Origin of the sequence: Saccharibacillus endophyticus, from assembly GCF_013185185.1 — a bacterium.
GTDB lineage: Bacteria > Bacillota > Bacilli > Paenibacillales > Paenibacillaceae > Saccharibacillus > Saccharibacillus endophyticus.
The window spans coordinates 377078-393865 of record NZ_JAAZWE010000003.1; the positions used below are offsets into that span (position 1 = coordinate 377078).

16 protein-coding genes are annotated in these 16788 nt (G+C 54.4%); 14 read left to right on the forward strand and 2 right to left on the reverse strand.

Going from position 1 to position 16788, the window contains the following annotated elements:
- Positions 1-51 precede the first annotated feature (51 nt).
- The 10 genes from HRQ63_RS13035 (at position 52) to HRQ63_RS13080 (ending at position 8594) form a co-directional block, all read left to right on the forward strand.
- Entirely contained in the window at positions 52-873 is an 822-nt protein-coding gene (locus tag HRQ63_RS13035; RefSeq protein WP_229714180.1) for an SRPBCC domain-containing protein, read from the forward strand.
- A 145-nt stretch (positions 874-1018) separates the two neighbouring features.
- A complete protein-coding gene (locus tag HRQ63_RS13040) occupies positions 1019-1360 on the forward strand; it encodes a hypothetical protein (protein ID WP_172244333.1) in 342 nt (113 codons plus the stop codon).
- Positions 1361-1708: 348 nt separating this feature from the next.
- Positions 1709-3916, forward strand: a complete 2208-nt coding sequence (locus tag HRQ63_RS13045; protein WP_172244335.1) for an alpha-galactosidase — start codon at positions 1709-1711, stop codon at positions 3914-3916.
- A gap of 678 nt (positions 3917-4594) precedes the next feature.
- Positions 4595-5065, forward strand: a complete 471-nt coding sequence (locus HRQ63_RS13050) for a hypothetical protein (RefSeq protein ID WP_172244337.1) — start codon at positions 4595-4597, stop codon at positions 5063-5065.
- A gap of 35 nt (positions 5066-5100) precedes the next feature.
- On the forward strand, positions 5101-5649 hold the full coding sequence (locus tag HRQ63_RS13055; protein WP_172244339.1) for a GrpB family protein: 549 nt from the start codon (positions 5101-5103) through the stop codon (positions 5647-5649).
- Between the two features lie 78 nt (positions 5650-5727).
- Complete coding sequence (locus tag HRQ63_RS13060) at positions 5728-6000, forward strand: hypothetical protein (protein ID WP_172244341.1); 273 nt, start codon at positions 5728-5730, stop codon at positions 5998-6000.
- A 145-nt stretch (positions 6001-6145) separates the two neighbouring features.
- The gene (locus HRQ63_RS13065; RefSeq protein WP_172244343.1) at positions 6146-6898 is read left to right on the forward strand and encodes a hypothetical protein; all 753 of its coding nucleotides are present in this window, start codon (positions 6146-6148) and stop codon (positions 6896-6898) included.
- Between the two features lie 28 nt (positions 6899-6926).
- Entirely contained in the window at positions 6927-7283 is a 357-nt protein-coding gene (locus tag HRQ63_RS13070) for a glyoxalase superfamily protein (RefSeq protein WP_172244345.1), read from the forward strand.
- 41 nt (positions 7284-7324) lie between these two features.
- Positions 7325-7885 (forward strand): ATP-binding protein, encoded by a 561-nt coding sequence (locus tag HRQ63_RS13075; RefSeq protein ID WP_172244347.1) that lies wholly within the window; start codon positions 7325-7327, stop codon positions 7883-7885.
- A gap of 220 nt (positions 7886-8105) precedes the next feature.
- Positions 8106-8594: a cysteine hydrolase family protein gene (locus HRQ63_RS13080; RefSeq protein ID WP_172244349.1), complete on the forward strand. Its 489-nt coding sequence runs from the start codon at positions 8106-8108 to the stop codon at positions 8592-8594.
- A 13-nt stretch (positions 8595-8607) separates the two neighbouring features.
- Here HRQ63_RS13080 and HRQ63_RS13085 read toward each other — a convergent pair whose 3' ends face one another.
- On the reverse strand, positions 8608-9474 hold the full coding sequence (locus HRQ63_RS13085) for an AraC family transcriptional regulator (protein WP_172244351.1): 867 nt from the start codon (positions 9472-9474) through the stop codon (positions 8608-8610).
- Positions 9475-9679: 205 nt separating this feature from the next.
- On the opposite strand from HRQ63_RS13085, the gene HRQ63_RS13090 reads away from it, so the two are divergent.
- The 3 genes from HRQ63_RS13090 (at position 9680) to HRQ63_RS13100 (ending at position 13500) form a co-directional block, all read left to right on the forward strand.
- Positions 9680-12394, forward strand: coding sequence for a glycoside hydrolase family 78 protein (locus tag HRQ63_RS13090; RefSeq protein WP_172244353.1), 2715 nt, complete (start codon positions 9680-9682; stop codon positions 12392-12394).
- A 139-nt stretch (positions 12395-12533) separates the two neighbouring features.
- On the forward strand, positions 12534-12959 hold the full coding sequence (locus HRQ63_RS13095; RefSeq protein ID WP_172244355.1) for a VOC family protein: 426 nt from the start codon (positions 12534-12536) through the stop codon (positions 12957-12959).
- Positions 12960-12963: 4 nt separating this feature from the next.
- Positions 12964-13500 carry a hypothetical protein gene (locus HRQ63_RS13100; RefSeq protein ID WP_172244357.1) on the forward strand — a complete coding sequence of 179 codons (537 nt, stop codon included), beginning with the start codon at positions 12964-12966 and terminating at the stop codon, positions 13498-13500.
- Positions 13501-13515: 15 nt separating this feature from the next.
- Here HRQ63_RS13100 and HRQ63_RS13105 read toward each other — a convergent pair whose 3' ends face one another.
- Positions 13516-15366: a helix-turn-helix domain-containing protein gene (locus HRQ63_RS13105; protein WP_172244359.1), complete on the reverse strand. Its 1851-nt coding sequence runs from the start codon at positions 15364-15366 to the stop codon at positions 13516-13518.
- A gap of 317 nt (positions 15367-15683) precedes the next feature.
- On the opposite strand from HRQ63_RS13105, the gene HRQ63_RS13110 reads away from it, so the two are divergent.
- Complete coding sequence (locus tag HRQ63_RS13110) at positions 15684-16691, forward strand: ABC transporter substrate-binding protein (protein WP_172244361.1); 1008 nt, start codon at positions 15684-15686, stop codon at positions 16689-16691.
- Positions 16692-16788 lie beyond the last annotated feature (97 nt).

Here is a 16788-nt window from a genome sequence, read left to right on the forward strand (position 1 = left end):
AACTGAATGCGAACGGCCGGCTCAGGCTTTTCGCTTCCGAGAGGAGTGCCCATGAAAAAGTCGTCGTTGTCGTTTGCGCTGAGAGGAATTTCGCTGCTGTTGGGCATTGTCGGCATATTACTCGTGCTGCGAAGCACGGAGCTTGGGTTGGCCAAAGCGGATTCGTTGACGAGCAGTCAGGATGAGTACGGTTCGGGCACGAGGTTTTGGTTGGTCCAGCAGAGCGGGATTGCCGCTTACCGGACGCTCGGAGCTATTTTGGCGGGCGTGGGATTGTTTCAGGCCTTGCGTCCTTTAAGTCGGTTGGAAATGCAAAGGATTACGGTCGCTGCCGAGCAGGAACCGGGTGTACATGTTGCCGACTCTTTGCCGACATCCGGGTTTGAGCAAGGAGGAGCAAGCAGGGTACAAGGTCCGCGTACGGACACGGCTTCCCGCACGATTCAAGCTTCGCCGCAAAAACTGTATTGGGCATTCGTCGATCCGGACGTGCTGGTTCGCTGGCTGCCGCCGGAAGGGATGCGGGGGAAGATCGAGCGCTTCGAACCGCAGGCGGGCGGCGCTTACCGGATGGTTCTGACCCATGAGGGGGCTTCGGGATCGTTCGAAGGAAAATCTTCGCGGGATCGCGATATCGTCGAAGGCCGCTTTTTGGAGCTCGTGCCCGGCGAAAAGGTCGTGCAGGCGGTCGCGTTCGATTCGCCGGATCCGTCTTTTGCCGGAGAAATGCGGATCATCTGGAAGCTTGAACCCGACGGTGACCGGACGAAGGTAACGGTCGTCTGCGAACAGGTCCCGGCAGGCATCGCGAAAAAAGAACACGAGCAGGCACTGGCCTCGACGCTTCGGAATCTGGATCGGATCGTCAGCTAGGAAGTTTGACGTCATCGACGACCGAAGGAGCAAAAGCGTACACGGAATCCGCTGGCGGACAATCCGGAAGAACGGGGCAACGAGGCGGCGGGCTATCGCTTGAACGACAGAACCCGGCGGGAGACCCGCGGAAAAGAGGCGGTTTATGACAAACGGTCAGAAAGCTTGGATATGGCGTATCGTCGCGTTGGTTATCGCCGGCGCGGGAGTGTTCCTGCTGCTGGGCAGCGTGGATATGGGCATCGAACAGGCGACCGCGAAGTCGGGCGCGAAATGGGAAAAAGGAGAGTACGTATCTCCGACCGAGATCGCTGCTTTGATGGGCGGACACGTATTGACGTATATGGCGATCGGAGGAATTCTGCTGGGCGTCGGCCTGAACCGCGCTCTCAAGCCTGCGGGAACGACGGGAGAAGCGCGCGCCGAACACGGTCCCGTTCGAAAATCCGGGCAGCGATCGCTTCAAGAACCGTCCGAACGCCGATGAGATTAAGCGAAAGCCGAAGCGAAGAAGCTTCGGCTTTTTGTTTTCCAAAATATTCATCTGGCTTTATGACATGCGAATCAGGCATCCTGACATATGGATTCTGCCTGCCGTTTCCCTATAATGGAAATATGGAGTTGCGGGGACAAGACTGGCATAGTAACAGGAATCGCGGATAAACGTACGCTGCCGCATTTGAATGAAAACGCGACTTGCGGCAATCTCGGCCGATTCGTTCGTTACGTAAGACCGGGCTTTCGTTCCTGTTAGATCCGGTCCGAAAACGGCTTCCCGTTTTTCGTCGCCCGCCTGCAATCGATTTGACACCAGTCCGAAACGGAGGATTTTCCCTTGCCTATTTTCTTTGATTCCGAACACCAAACGTTCCATCTGCAATCAGCGGCATCCAGTTACGTGATCGAGCTTGTCGAGTCGGCGCATCCTGCACATGTCTACTGGGGGCCCAAGTTGTCTCAGGAAACGTTCGATAAACATATCTTTTCGATCGAGCGCTGCTCGTTCCACCCGAACCTGAGCGCGGATGCGATGCAATTCTCGCTCGATACGCTGCCGCAGGAATATCCGTCGTACGGCAGCGGCGATTTCCGCGAGCCCGCGTTCGAAGCCCGTTATGCGGACGGAACGACGATCAGCCGCCTTGCCTATGAGCGTCATGAGATCGTATCCGGCAAGCCCGCGCTTGAAGGCCTTCCGGCGACTTACGTGGAAAGCGACGAGGAAGCGGACACGCTGCACCTGCATTTGCGCGACGAATTGACAGGACTGCGCGTAGTGCTGAGCTATAGCGTATTCAATAAGCTGGACGCCATTACCCGCTCCGTTCGTTTTATCAACGAAGGGCAAGAAGTCATCGCTCTGGGTCGCGCACTCAGCGCCAGCGTAGACTTTAACCATAGCGACTTCGAATTCTTGCAGCTCTCCGGCGCATGGATTCGCGAGCGTCATATCCATAAACGCGATCTGGTTCCGGGCATCCACCGCATCGACAGCAAACGCGGATCGAGCAGCCATAACCAGAACCCGTTTATCGCGCTGCTTGCGAAAGATTCGGGCGAAGACTTCGGCGAAGTCTACGGATTGAGTCTGGTCTACAGCGGAGGTTTCCTGGGACAAGTCGAAGTCGATTCGTATGGAACGACGCGCGCGCAGCTCGGTATCCAGCCGTTCGATTTCGAGTGGAGACTCGAAGCGGGCGAAGTCTTCCAAGCGCCGGAAGCGGTCATGGTTCGTTCTTCGGAAGGTTTGGGCGGCATGTCGCGTACTTACCATAAACTGTATCGTACCCGTTTGAGCCGCGGCGAATTCCGCGACAAAGCGCGTCCGATTCTCGTCAACAACTGGGAAGCGACGTATTTCGATTTCAATGCGGAAAAGATCAAGGAGATCGCGGCGTCGGGCAAAGAGCTGGGGATCGAATTGTTCGTGCTCGACGACGGCTGGTTCGGCAAACGCGACAGCGACGACAGCTCGCTCGGCGATTGGTTCGAAGATTCGCGCAAGCTGCCGGAAGGACTGTCCAAGCTTGCCGGCGACATTACCGCGACCGGCATGGAATTCGGATTGTGGTTCGAACCGGAGATGGTGTCCCCGAACAGCGAACTGTACCGGAATCATCCGGAATGGTGCCTGCACGTGCCGAACCGCAGCCGGACGGAAGCGCGCCGTCAGCTGATCCTCGACTTGTCGCGTCCGGACGTCTGCGACTATATCGTGGATTCGGTATCCAAAGTGCTGGAATCGGCCCCGATCACGTACGTGAAGTGGGACATGAACCGCAACATGACCGAGATCGGTTCGGAATTGCTGGCGGCCAACCGCCAGCGCGAAACGGCTCACCGTTATATGCTCGGCTTGTACAGCGTGCTGGAACGCATCGTGTCGCGCTTCCCGCATATCCTTTTCGAAAGCTGCTCCGGCGGCGGCGGACGCTTCGATCCGGGCATGCTGTATTACATGCCTCAGACCTGGACGAGCGACGACAGCGACGCGGTCGAGCGTCTCAAGATCCAATACGGTACCAGCATCGTCTACCCGGCGAGCAGCATGGGCGCGCACGTATCGGCGGTTCCGAACCATCAGGTCGGCCGCATCACGCCGCTCGAAATGCGCGGACATGTCGCCATGAGCGGCAACTTCGGCTACGAATTGGATCTGACGAAGTTCACGGAAGAAGAGAAAACGGAAGTTAAAGCGCAGGTTCAACAATACAAAGAACTGCGCAACCTGATCCAGTTCGGCAACTTCTATCGGATCAAAAACCCGTTCGAAAGCAACGACACCGCTTGGGCTTACGTGTCCGAAGACCGTTCCGAAGCTTTCGCCGCCTACTTCCGCGTACTCGGCGAACCCAACGCGCCGCTGCGCCGCCTGAAACTCAAAGGTCTTGATCCGCTGAAACGCTATACCGTCGAAGGCCGTCTGGGCACAGGCGAAAGCGGCCAAGCCTACGGCGGCGACGAACTCATGAACTTCGGCCTGCCGCTTCCGATGCTCAACGGCGACTTCCAAAGCGTACTCTATGTGATCAAAGAAGCCTAAAAGTTAAAACATGCAAAAAGAAGCTGCTGTCTGTGTCATACAGGCAGCAGCTTTTTAAGTTGTGCTTTTTTGACTTTGATCGATTCGGCTTCGTCTGCCGGAACGGATTATGCCTTTTTGAGCACATCGGTTTTTCTCAAAAGAAGATGGGTCAGAAACGCGAATACAAGTATCGCAAGGTATTTATAATCATTAAACAGAAAATAGATCATTACGGCAGATGCTAAATACATGATGCCCAAGAAAAGAAAATTGGGAATAAAGACGTTTATGGCGTACAGTACGGCTCCTAGGATAAGCCCTGAAATAAGAATTTGAATGAATAATAAAACCATGATTATTCCTCCTAAATGATTAATAATTTCCTTGAAGTTTATAGTTAATGATAACTAAAAAGGATAGTGTTAAGCGTTTGCTAGTTATTTAACCAAATGTATCCTTTTTTTGAACTTTGATTATTTGCCTCCCTACTCCCCCCTCAAATTATGCTCCATCACCAACAAATTATTCTTCATTTCTTTCATCCGCTTGGAATCTTCAATCCTCATCTATCCGGTTCAATACATAATAGATAATTTTTCCTGATAAATCCGCAGCCAACTTTGAAGAGCTTATCCCCGTCTATTTAATTCGTGTACGCAAACTACGGCGAAAGTAGATTTAGAGAGGAGAAATATAATGCCTTATCATCAATTTATTGCAGGTAAAAAGGAAGACGCGAATCACGAATGGTTGAGTTGGGAGCAAGGCCATGTATGGAGAGGCGGGGTTGTAATCTCGCCGCAGGCGGTCATCGACGATGATCTGTTTGACTATATGTATGATACGTTTCGGTGGCTGCGGGCACAGTTTCCGAACGGCAAATGGGAACATGGACTCGACAATTACGGGTATTCGTTGATTCAGCATCCGGAAGACATTCGAAAACTTCAAGAAATCGCGATCGCTTGGAAAAGCCTTTTCGGCGCAGGACCTGAAGAAATCGGACTGACAGGTAATTACGGTTGGGATGGCGCGGATCCGGAGAATGGTTTTTACGAAAAGTTGAAGTTCTCCAAACATGAACTGATCCGGCAAATGGATAATCTTATCGAGGTGACCGAAAAAGCGTTGGAGACCGGAATTTGCGTGATTCATTTTGGCATCTGAAGGGAAAACGATGCGATGAAAAGGGGGACGAATCGATGAAAGAAGCCGTAATCGTAATGCCTTACGACGGTAAATGGCAAACGGAATTCGTTGAAATCGCCAAGCGACTGCGCGATGCGATCGGAGACCAAGCGCTGCGTATCGACCATATCGGTTCGACGGCTGTTCCCGGACTTGACGCGAAGCCGGTGATCGATATTCAAATCTCGGTCAAGGTTCTGGAGCCGATGACGTATCGTTCCGCGCTCGAAGCGGCCGGATATCGCCACCGCGCGGATAATCCGGATCTGACCAAGCGTTACTTTCGCGAAAAGGTAGGGATGCGCCGGACCCATATCCATGTACGCGAAGCCGGGAGTTGGTCGGAGCAATTTGCTTTGTTATTCCGAGATTTCCTAAGGCAAAGCGAGGAATGGCGACGCGTATACGCGGCAGAAAAACACGCCTTGGCCGAGCGTTATTCCGCGCCGCATGAGCGCGACTTTTACGTCGACGGCAAAGACCCGATCATTTGGAAAATCATGCAGGAAGCAAGCCGCTGGAGCAAGGACACCGGGTGGAGACCGGCAGCAAGCGATTTCTGAATAAAATTCCCTCTTTTTTGGATGAATAAGGAACTTATTCCTCTTATAAACGTAGTCACTTAGAGAGGGGGAGATAATATGGAAGGAATCTTGCTGCTTGTGTTGTTCGCCGTCAACATTCCGTTGGTCCACCTGCTATCCCGTATTTTGTTTCGCGATCGTAACGACATGGATCAGGCTATTCAAGATACGTACACGCCAAGTTGGTATGCGGCATGGAAAGGTCGTTATTGGGAGCATAAAATGAACGAAGCCCAAGTCAAACTCATGCTGATGATCTCCGTAGCGATGATTATAGGCGAATACGTGTTGATCATGCGTTTCTTCGATTGGTTGGGAATCAGTGGATAAAAAGATAGACGATCGCTATGGCGGTCGTCGTTTTGCTGTTTGCCGGATTTCGTGCGTTTCCGATTTGACTTGCCTGTCACTGCCCTCTAGCATAGAAGATAGAAAACGCTCGCTACGAATACATACCGCGCTTGGGAGGGTTACAATGATTAATCATATGACGATGCTGGGATTCCGGATGCAGGAGGAAGAAGATTTTTTGCAGCTTGCGAATTATGCGTACGAGCACGGAACATTAATGCAGACGCAGAAAGGCGCTTACGTTCGGTTGGAGGCCGGCGGCGGAGCGGAGTTATGGCTTCAGCTTAACAGCGAAGGCGTCGCGATCGGCATGCACCCGCATTTTACCGGAGCCGGACTGATGGAGATCGGGATCGAAGCCGAAGTGATGCGCGAGGACGCCAATGAGCTGGACGGGACGTTCTATGCTTGGGCGGGACCGGGCAAGCCGGGAGAAAGATTATATTCGTTCGTGTTCGATCTGCCGGACCGTGATACCTACGGACCGCTGACCCAGCCGCTGCTTCAGCATGTGCAGCTGGCGGCTTTCGCGCATGAGCTGAACTTATTTGCGAATGAAGTGGAGTACGAACATTACCAGCTCAGCCAATCGTTGACCGCGCAGATTGTCCCGGCCCATCATTTCGTATCGACAGGATTGAATGATCAGGGCGGCGAAGCGGTATCGACAGCCGTGTTCAGCGGAACGGTATTGCGTGCAGGTTGGGTCAAAAACGAACTGAGCGGATCGTATTTTCAATGGGTGCTCGTGCGGACGCTGGGCGGGGATATCGACGTCGTCGCGGACGAACGGCTGATCGGCGAACGGGAAGTACGGGAAGGCGAGATTTTGAGCGGGACGTTTTGGTTGAGCGGGCGATTGGTCGAGAAGCCGTAAACGCTAAATTGAACAGGAGGGATAACGAATGGAACTGATCGGAACAACGCCGATTTTAAGAATCTTCGATGAGGAAAAGGCTAAAGAATTCTACGTGGGTTATCTGGGTTTCAAAGTGGACTGGGAACATCGCTTCGAAGCGGACATGCCGCTGTATCTCCAGGTGTCCCGCGGGCCGGTCGAGCTGCACTTATCCGAGCATCACGGGGACTGTACGCCGGGCGCGGCAGTGCGGATCGGCGTGAAGGATTTGCCTGAGCTGCATCGGGAATTGACGGCGAAGCCCTATCGTTTTTCGCGTCCGGGAATCGAAGATCAGCCGTGGGGGGCGAAGGAAGTGTCGGTGACCGACCCGTTCGGCAATCGCATCGTTTTTTACGAATAACGCAAAGCCTGACAGAACAGTAGGAAAGGAAGGCATGACGGATGGTACGCTTATTGATTATGACGATCGGCAAAACCCATAGCGGGAAAACGACATTCGCTCGAAAATTGGAGCAGCGTCTCTCGAATTCGGTAGTGATCGATCAGGACAATCATTCCGGTTTTATCAACACCTATTACCGCAAGATCGTGCCTACCTCCGGCGAAAATACGCTTAAGCATAAGGTTACGCAAGCGATCGTGGAGCATGCGGTGAAGCAGACCGATTTGCATCTGATTCTATGCAATGCTAACCGGGGCCGTACGGAGCGCACGCAAATTTTGGAAAGCTTTCGAAAACAGGGATTTACTGCGGTGATGGTTTATTTCGATCTGCCGGATGCATTGCTGATGGAGCGGGTTCGAAACAGCACGCGCAGCAAAGTAATATTCCGCAGTGCAGCCAGCTTCGAAGAAGTGCTGCTGCGACAGCAAAAACAGTCGGGTGATCCGAATCTGTCAGCGCCGTCGGAACATGAAGCGGATCATGTGCTGACCGTGACGGATTCGGCGGAGCTTGAGGCAGTGTTGGACCGAATTGTGGATTTGGCTTCGCAGATGTAAAGAAAGCCGTCGGAACATGTCAAACAATTAGTTGGGAACGGTTACTTAGGATGCAGCGAACGATATCCATTAATACCTTGAAAAAGACCGGTACGGAAATTCGATTCGATGACGCGATGGTCGAGGAAATCATGCGGGTCATGTCGAAAAGTAAACGAGAAGTGCTTCGGATCTTGAATCGGAGTTTCTAACCACATTCCTATCCAAGGAGGTTATGTCCATGAAAATCGCTTTCCTGATCATCGACGTTCAACATCAACATGTCAGAGACGTCCCGCAAAGCAAAATCGACAACGCCTGCGAGCATATCAATTACGTATCGGGCGTGCTGCGCGCGGCCGGGCATCCGATCATCCATATCCGCGATATCGAAGGCATGACCGAAGAGACGGCAGATCGTTACGAAATTATCGAGGAAATCGTCGTCGATCCGTCCGATCTGGCGGTGAACAAAGAATATTCGAACGCGTTTTGGAAAACGGAACTGGAAGAAGTGCTGGTGCAGCAGGGCGTCGAAAAGCTTGTTTTGGCAGGGTATGCGGCGGAGCACTGCGTGCTGTTCACTTATAACGGAGCGATCGAGCGCGGCTATAGTCCGGTTCTGCTGCAAAACGGTCTGCTCAGCCGCCACGAAGATACGATTGCCGCCGCTTCCCGCGACCGCAATTTGATCTCGTATCCGGCAGTAGAGTGGCTGGCTCAGAGCTAAGCAGAGCGGTCGCTCACCGGCTTTTCCGATACCCGAGCGGCGTCTCTCCCGTCTTGCGTTTGAATAACCGATAAAAAAACTTCATATCGCTATATCCCACAGCCGCCGCGATCTCGGGAATGCTGCGGTGCGAGGAAGTCAACAGCACGCAGGCCGCTTCCACGCGCGTGTTTTGCAAAAAGGTCGAGAAGTTCATGCCCGTCTGCTGATTGAACAAACGGCTGAATTGGCGTTCGCCGAGTCCGACCTGCGCCGCCAATTCGGGCAGCGTCAGATTGTCCGCATACCGTTCTTCGATATACCGCACGACGTGTTCGACGGAAGGGCGGGAAAGGGTAATATCCGTCGATCCGGACATGGCAGCCTCGCTTTGCGCTTGCCGGTGCAGCGTCACCAGCATGCGTACGATTAACGCGGTCATCACGGCTTCGCAGCCCGGAAGCCGTGCGGCATACTCCCGAAACAACTCTTTGAACCATCCTCGGAACTCTCCCGGATCGCGTAACCGCAGCCAAGGATGTTGAGGTTCGCGGAAAAAGGCAAGCATCTCGGCAGCGTCCGGGAAAAAGCTTTCCAGCTGCTCCACGTACTTCGTCGGAAACAAGCAGTTGTATACGATCAGTTCCCGTCCGCGTCCCGGTGCCGACGGACGGAACACATGCGACGTTCCGACGGGAATAAAAAAGACATCGCCTTGCGATACGCGCAGGCTTTCTTCGCCGATATAATGCACGCCCGAGCCTTCCGCGATGTACGCCAGTTCGATAAAATCGTGCGTATGCTCGGAAAGATCGAAATTTTCGGATGCCCGGTTTACATAGATCGGCAATCCGTCATCAAAGTAGCTGCTCCCCAGCATTCGGTCCACGATGCGCTTCATTTCTTTTCCCTCCTCTTTTTGCCTTGTAAAAGGTTTCTGCCTCCATGCGTCGATCCTACTCTTTTTTCGCTGCAATTGTCCATATCCACCTATCATTTTGTCTGAATCGGCCCCATTATTCTTTCTCTTATTTGACTACAATGAACCTGAAGATTGATGAATCAGTCCAAACAACCGAATTCAAACAACGGGAGGAATCTGGGTTATGCGTTCAACGATGGTAACGGAGCTGCGCTGCGAATATTTGAAAAATCCGCTGGGACTGACGGTTAGCCGTCCTCGCTTCGGCTGGAAACTGAAAACCGACCGCCGCGGCGCGCGTCAGATAGCATATCGCGTGCAGGTCGCGAAAAGCGTCGGGCCCGCGGATTGGGAGACGGCGGAGAGCCGCGATCTTCTGGCGTGGGACAGCGGCCGCGTAGAATCGGACGAAAGCGTCCATGTCGAATACGCGGGGGAGGAAACGGAATCCGCGCAGCGGTATCTATACCGGGTGCAGGTCTGGGACGATCAGGGAGAAGTTTCGCCGTGGAGCGATACCGCCTATTGGGAGACCGGCCTGCTAAGCGCGGAAGACTGGAGCGCCGATTGGATCACGCCGGCTTCCGGCGAGATCGATCCGCAGGCAAGCGAGACCTATCTGCTGCGCCGTACGTTCCGATTGAGCGAGAAAAAAGTGGAACGGGCGACGATTTTCGCGACGGCGCTGGGCATCTACGAACTGGAGCTTGACGGTCGCCGCGTCGGAGACAGCTTGTACGCGCCGGGCTGGACCAGCTACGATCAGCGGCTTCAGGTGCAGGCTTACGACGTGACGCAGCAGTTGAACGGCGCAGCGGAAAAAAGCGACAGTCACGCGATCGGCGCGGCGCTTGCGGACGGCTGGTATATCGGGCGTTACGGCTGGACCGAGCGCGGCAAGCTGTACGGCGACCGCCGCGCGCTGCTGCTGGAGCTGCATATCGGCTACGAGGACGGCACCAAGCAGATCGTCGCGAGCCGAAGCGGGACGGACGGCTGGAAAGCTTTGACCGGTCCGAGCCTCGCGGCCAACCTGTACGACGGCGAGACGTACGACGCGCGGCTGGAACAGGCAGGTTGGAGCACGCATGCTTACGACGATGCCGAGTGGAAAAACGTCGAGACGCTGGAGCACCCGAAACATATCCTGATCGGCGAGCAGAGCGAACGGATCAAAGTCACCGAACGCCTCAAGCCTGTCTCCGTCATCCGTACGCCCGCGGGCGAAACGGTACTGGATCTGGGACAAAACATGGTCGGCCGCGTGGCGTTTTCGATCAAAGCTCCCGCCGGAACGACGGTGAAGCTGCATCACGCCGAGGTGCTCGATCAGGCGGGAAACTTCTATACGGGCAACCTGCGTTCGGCGCGGCAGGAGGTCGTCTATACGTGCCGCGGCGGAGAAACGGAAACGTATCGCTCGTCTTTCTCGTTCCAGGGTTTCCGCTACGTGCGTCTTGAAGGGTTCCCCGAGCCGATCGATCCCGACGATTTCGCCGGTGAGGTCATTCATACGGAGATGCAGCCTTCCGGCTTTTTCGAGTGTTCGAATCCGCTGCTCAACCGTCTTCAGCAAAATATCGTCTGGGGGCAGCGCGGCAATTTCCTCGACGTGCCGACCGACTGCCCGCAGCGCGACGAGCGGCTGGGCTGGACGGGCGACGCGCAGGTGTTTATCCGCACGGCCGCGTTCAATTACGGCGTCGCGCCGTTTTTCGCCAAATGGCTCAAAGATCTGGCGGCGGACCAGCGCGAAGACGGTGGGGTTCCGTCCGTCATTCCGTCCATCATGGAGGAATCGCATCATTCGTCGTCGGCCTGGGGAGACGCGGCAGTCATTTGTCCGTGGACGATCTATCTGTGCTACGGCGACAAACGAATATTGGAAGAGCAATACGACAGCATGACAGGGTGGGTCGAATATATCCGGGCACAGGGCGATCAGGAGCTGCTGTGGAACACCGGATTCCATTATGGAGACTGGCTCGGACTCGACGCGAAAGAAAACAGCTACGTCGGAGCGACCCCTAGCGATCTGATCGCCACCGCCTTTTTCGCGTATTCGACTTCGTTGGTCGCCAAGACCGCGGCCGTTCTGGGGAAAAGCGACGATGCGCGCAAATACGAAGACCTGCACGGCCGCATCGTTCAAGCTTTTTCCGACGAATTCATTACGCCTAACGGCCGTCTGGCCGGACATACGCAGACTTCGTACGTGCTGGCGCTGATGTTCGATCTCGTTCAAGGCGAGACGAAGCGGCGGGTGGCGGATGCGTTGGCCGAATCGGTACGCGGGGAAAAGATGCACCTCACCACCGGATTCGTCGGAACGCCGTATCTGTGCCATGTACTGTCGGAAAACGGCTACCACGATATCGCGGTGCAGCTGGCGCAGCAGGAAGAGTATCCGTCTTGGCTGTATTCGATCCATCAGGGCGCGACGACGATCTGGGAGCACTGGGACGGCATCAAGCCGGACGGTTCGTTTTGGAGCGACGCCATGAATTCGTACAACCACTACGCGTACGGCGCGATCGGCGATTGGCTGTACCGGGCGGTCGCGGGGTTGGATCTGGACGAACAAGTACCGGGCTACAAACGTATCGTGCTGCGTCCGAATCCGGATTCCAGCCTGACCCATGCACGCGCGCAGTACGATTCGCCGTACGGCAAAATCGTCAGCGGCTGGACCAAGCGGGAAAACGGCGAAGTGTCGTACGAGATCGAACTGCCGCCGAACACGACAGCCGAACTGCGACTAACCGATACCGAAGGAAAAAAGGTCAAAGTGGATGAACGCGATCCGGCGGAAGTGTTGGGAGCAGAGCCGATCGTAAACGAGAATGGAACCCTTGTACTTGGTCTCGGGTCGGGCCGATATACGGTGAAGGTCAGCTGATTTTTCTAAGTGAAGAAAGCTGCCGCATACGAAGCGGCAGCTTTCTTTTTTATGCGGTTGAGAAGAAGAACTCAAAAGACGGAAGTGGTACAATAGGACAAAACAGCGGGCGTGTTCCGTTTTGCAGGAGGAAACCATCATGATCCAATCCATCGTACATATCGCGCTCGTCGTGAACGATTATGATGAAGCGATCGAGTTTTACACGAAAAAGCTGCATTTTAGGCTGGTGGAAGACATCTACCAGCCGGAGCAGGACAAGCGCTGGGTCGTCGTCGCGCCTCCGGGATCGGCGGGCACGACGCTGCTGCTGGCCCGCGCGTCCAAGCCCGAGCAGGAGCCGTTTGTCGGGAATCAGGCGGGCGGACGGGTATTCCTGTTTTTGAACACGGACGACTTCTGGCGCGATTATCGGGAGATGGTCGCGAACGGGATCGAATTTGTCCGCGAACCGAAAGAAGACTCTTACGGAACCGTGGCGGTATTCAAAGACCTGTACGGAAATCTGTGGGATCTGCTGCAATTGAACGACGATCATCCCATTATGCTTCGTATGAAGGAGTGAACTTATGCTAACCTTGGAACAACAGCTCGATAACCTTGCCGATTTGGGTATGACATTCAAAGAAACCAAAGAAAAAGTGCTGGAACTGACGGGAATCAACGGATCTGCTTATTACGAAGAAGAGCCGTATACGCGCTTGTTGGCCGAACTCGGCATGTTTAGTTTATCCGCGAATATTTGGACGTTTGATCTCGAAAGCGCGGAAGGGTCGGATGTCTACGAAGAATATATCACGCGCATGATCGGATTGTCGGAAGGCCGCATCCGCATTTCGGACCTGCAAGGCAAATTTGATCCGACCGAAAGCACGACGAACATTTCTTTCGTGCATGAAGGGAACCGGCATGAAATCTCCGCGATGAATCAAGGCGATTGGTTTGATATCTTCGTGCTCGGAAGCGTGCAAAATATCGTGCAAGGGACCGATCGTCGATTCATTCATCACGTGCAGGACCAGACGGTTACCGTCGTTTTTTGCAACGACGCGGCGCAGCAAGAATTGCGGAAGCTGACGAACGGGGCTTACGGGTCTTTGATCTGATCCGATATAAAAAGCTCAAAACGGCGAAAACGGTCGATCCAGCATCTGCGTCAACTCTTCGGCTTGAAGCAGCGACGAGAGCGGATCGGATTGGAAATAGCGATTCCACGGCAGGTCGACGATCCGGTGCCGCCGCGCGACGGCTTCGCGATTCCACTGCGGCGCCGAAGTCAGATTATGCGAAGCGTCATAGTTCATGACCAGCACCCATTCGCCCAAATTGGCTTCCAATTCGGATTCGCCGACGCGAGCGTAGTCCTGCCCGCTGCCGGCGAGCATACGTCCTAAGGAAGAAGGCGAAGACAGATTCAGTCGGTCATAAACGGCACGCCCTCCGCGATAAGCCGCGTTTCCGATCAACGTAACCTGCGCGTCGCACCAATACGGATCGGCCAACGTGAACGTAGCGGGCTTCGCGAAACGCGCGGCCAATCGGCTTCGCAGATTATACGTACGCAGCCGAGCCTGGCGTATCCAGGCTTCGGCTTCTTTTTTGCGTCCGATCCATTGACCCAGCCGATGCATTTCGTTTTCCATTCCGCCGCAATGATCGGATTCGAAGACAAGCGTAGGCGCAATTCTGGCGTAAGAAGCATAAGCTTCCCGATTCCAGGTCAAGATCAGATCCGGCTCCAGTTCGATAATGCGCGCATACGAAATTTCATTATGTCTCCCGATATCCGCAGGAGCCGCGTTCCAATACGCATCAAGCAGCCCGGCGTTGTCCGTGAGCGTGGAAGGCGCACCGATCGGCTGCTCGCCCAGTGCCAGCAGATGCCCGATGCTCCAGTCGGTGACGATGCGCCGAGGGCGGTCGGGAATTTCGATATTGCCCATGACGGTACTGACGGTCCGGGTCGGTCCCGGAATAATAACATCTGGAGCGCCGATCGGGGGAGAGGAATGTTTCGTTCGGACTTCGGCTGCGGGAAGACAAGCCGCCTCGTGTCCGATATTTTCGGCTGCTTGCAGATCGCTCAGCAAGCGGGCCGACGCCGACGCGGACGTCGAATCGGATTCGCCGAGCCGATGTACCGAGGCATCCGACCTGCGATACTGCTCCGGCGAGAGGCCGAAGCTTTGCTTGAATTGACGGCTGAAGGAATAGGCGTTGGCATACCCGACTTGTTCGGCGATTTGCTGCAAGTTCGCGGATGTGCTTTTCAAGTCTTTTTTCGCCTGACGCATTCGGATCCCGATCAATACTTGAAGCGGCGAGCGCTCGAAGCGTTCGCGGAACAGTTGGGAAAGCCTTCGGGTTCCGCAGCCTGCCGTTTCCGCAAGTTCGGCGAGCGTAACGGTTCGCGACAGATGCCCGATCATGTATCGCAGGGCCCGCAGAACGCGTCGGTCTTCGGGATTTGCCGTTTTATTTTTCTCCGATTCCTGCTGCTGCTTAAGAAAAATATGTACCGATTCATACAAATGCGACCTCAATCGAAGCTGGTCCAACGTTTTCAGTCCGTGCCATTGCGCCAACAAAAGATCGAACGAACGCTTCAACTCCAGCAGATCCGAAGGCGCGAATGCCAGATCCGCCGACTCCTTCGAATATTCGTTCATGCAGTTCGTGCCGGGAAACGTATAGTCGAATAGATACAGCTCCGTCTCGTGCTCGGCGATGAGCGCAAGCTCCGAACGGCAAGATATATGGATCGCATACGCTCCGTCGAAGGAGTAGGCCGTTTCCTTGCCGAGCGTCAGATGCCCTTTTCCGCTTGAGACAAGCACGAACGCGGCCGAGGAAGATCCGCCGAAGCGAAACCTTTCGTCCGCTTCCAATCTTTTGAACCTGACATCCAACAATCTGGCCGGCAATCCGTTCCAATCCCGAATCAAACGATCCGCCGAAGGCGTGTTCCGCATAGGTAGTCCCCCTTTTCTGTGCAGCGTTTTTTGGGGCGCGCAGGCCAACTCAACGACGTGCATCTTTTGCCGCCGGCGAAGTTTGCGGATACGCCCATAATCTGCCGAGTCTTTTTTTACTATCTGTTCATTTTAATTGATAACAATTCTCAACTCAATAGATAAGTGTAAATTGCCGAATCGGGTATGCCGTATTGCTTTTTTGGATATTGTCCGGTGCAGTCGAGGAATTTATACTGGGACAAGTTAATGAAAACGATTCTCAATAGAGTGTCGGATACCTACAGGCAAAGAGCGAAAGGGGATCAAACAAAAAAATGAGACAAAGAAGCAAATGGGGGCTTTTATTCGTTATTATGCTGGTATCGGCTATGATGTTGGCAGCTTGCTCGGGCGGCGGCAATCAGGAGGCGCAGGCTTCGACGGAAGCGGCGACGGCAGCAGACCCGGCGGAAACAAACGGGAATACGGTTTCCGAAGAAGGCGGCATGCGCAAAGCGGAAACGGTCGTCGGCGAAGTGGAACTGCCTGCCAATCCGCAGCGAATCGTCGCCGATTGGAACGTCGGCCATCTGCTCGCGCTGGATATCACGCCGATCGCGATCCCGCATACGCTGCTCGAATACGGTAAATTTCTGCGCGAATCGATTCCCGATACCGTGGCCGATCTCGGCGACCATAACGCGATATCCTTGGAGCAGCTAACGGCCGTACAGCCGGATTTGATCATCACGTTCTCGGCCGACAAATACGAAGCCTACAGCAAAGTCGCTCCGACGCTGGTGTTCGATACGTCGCAGTACGAGACTATGCAGGACCAAATCACCGCGCTGGGCGAATATTTGAACCGGCAAGACGAAGCCGCTGCTTGGAACGCCGACTTCGAAAAACGGCTTCAAGCGGCTCGGGAAAAGGTTCAAGCCGCGGTGTCTCCCGAAGATACGTTCACGCTGGTCGATTATAACTGGGAAGGCGGCGTGCTGGTGCTCGGGAATTCGGAAAACCGCGGCGGAAGTGCTTTGTACAAGCTGTTAGGCTTGAACGCGGACGAAGACGTGCAAAGCCAAATTATCGATAAAGGCGAAGAAAGCTCCGTGATCAGTTGGGAAGTCTTCGACGAATACGTCGGCACTTATTTACTGGAACTGACGGATGAAGGCGCCGAACCGCAGCGGCTGCAAAAAGTTTGGTCGCAGCTCGACGCGGTCAAAAACGATCGCCGCATCGAACTGGATCTGCGAAAATACTTCACGGCCGATCCGTTCACCGCTATTCTTCAAGCCGAAGACATGGCTGATCTGATCGTCGCCAAAGCCGAACAGTGATCGGCTCGTTGCGGCGGATATGACTAAAAGGCAGACTTTCGCCGCGCGGCGAAGGTCTGTTTTTTTACGCCGTCAGAAGTGGTACGATGGGAATAAA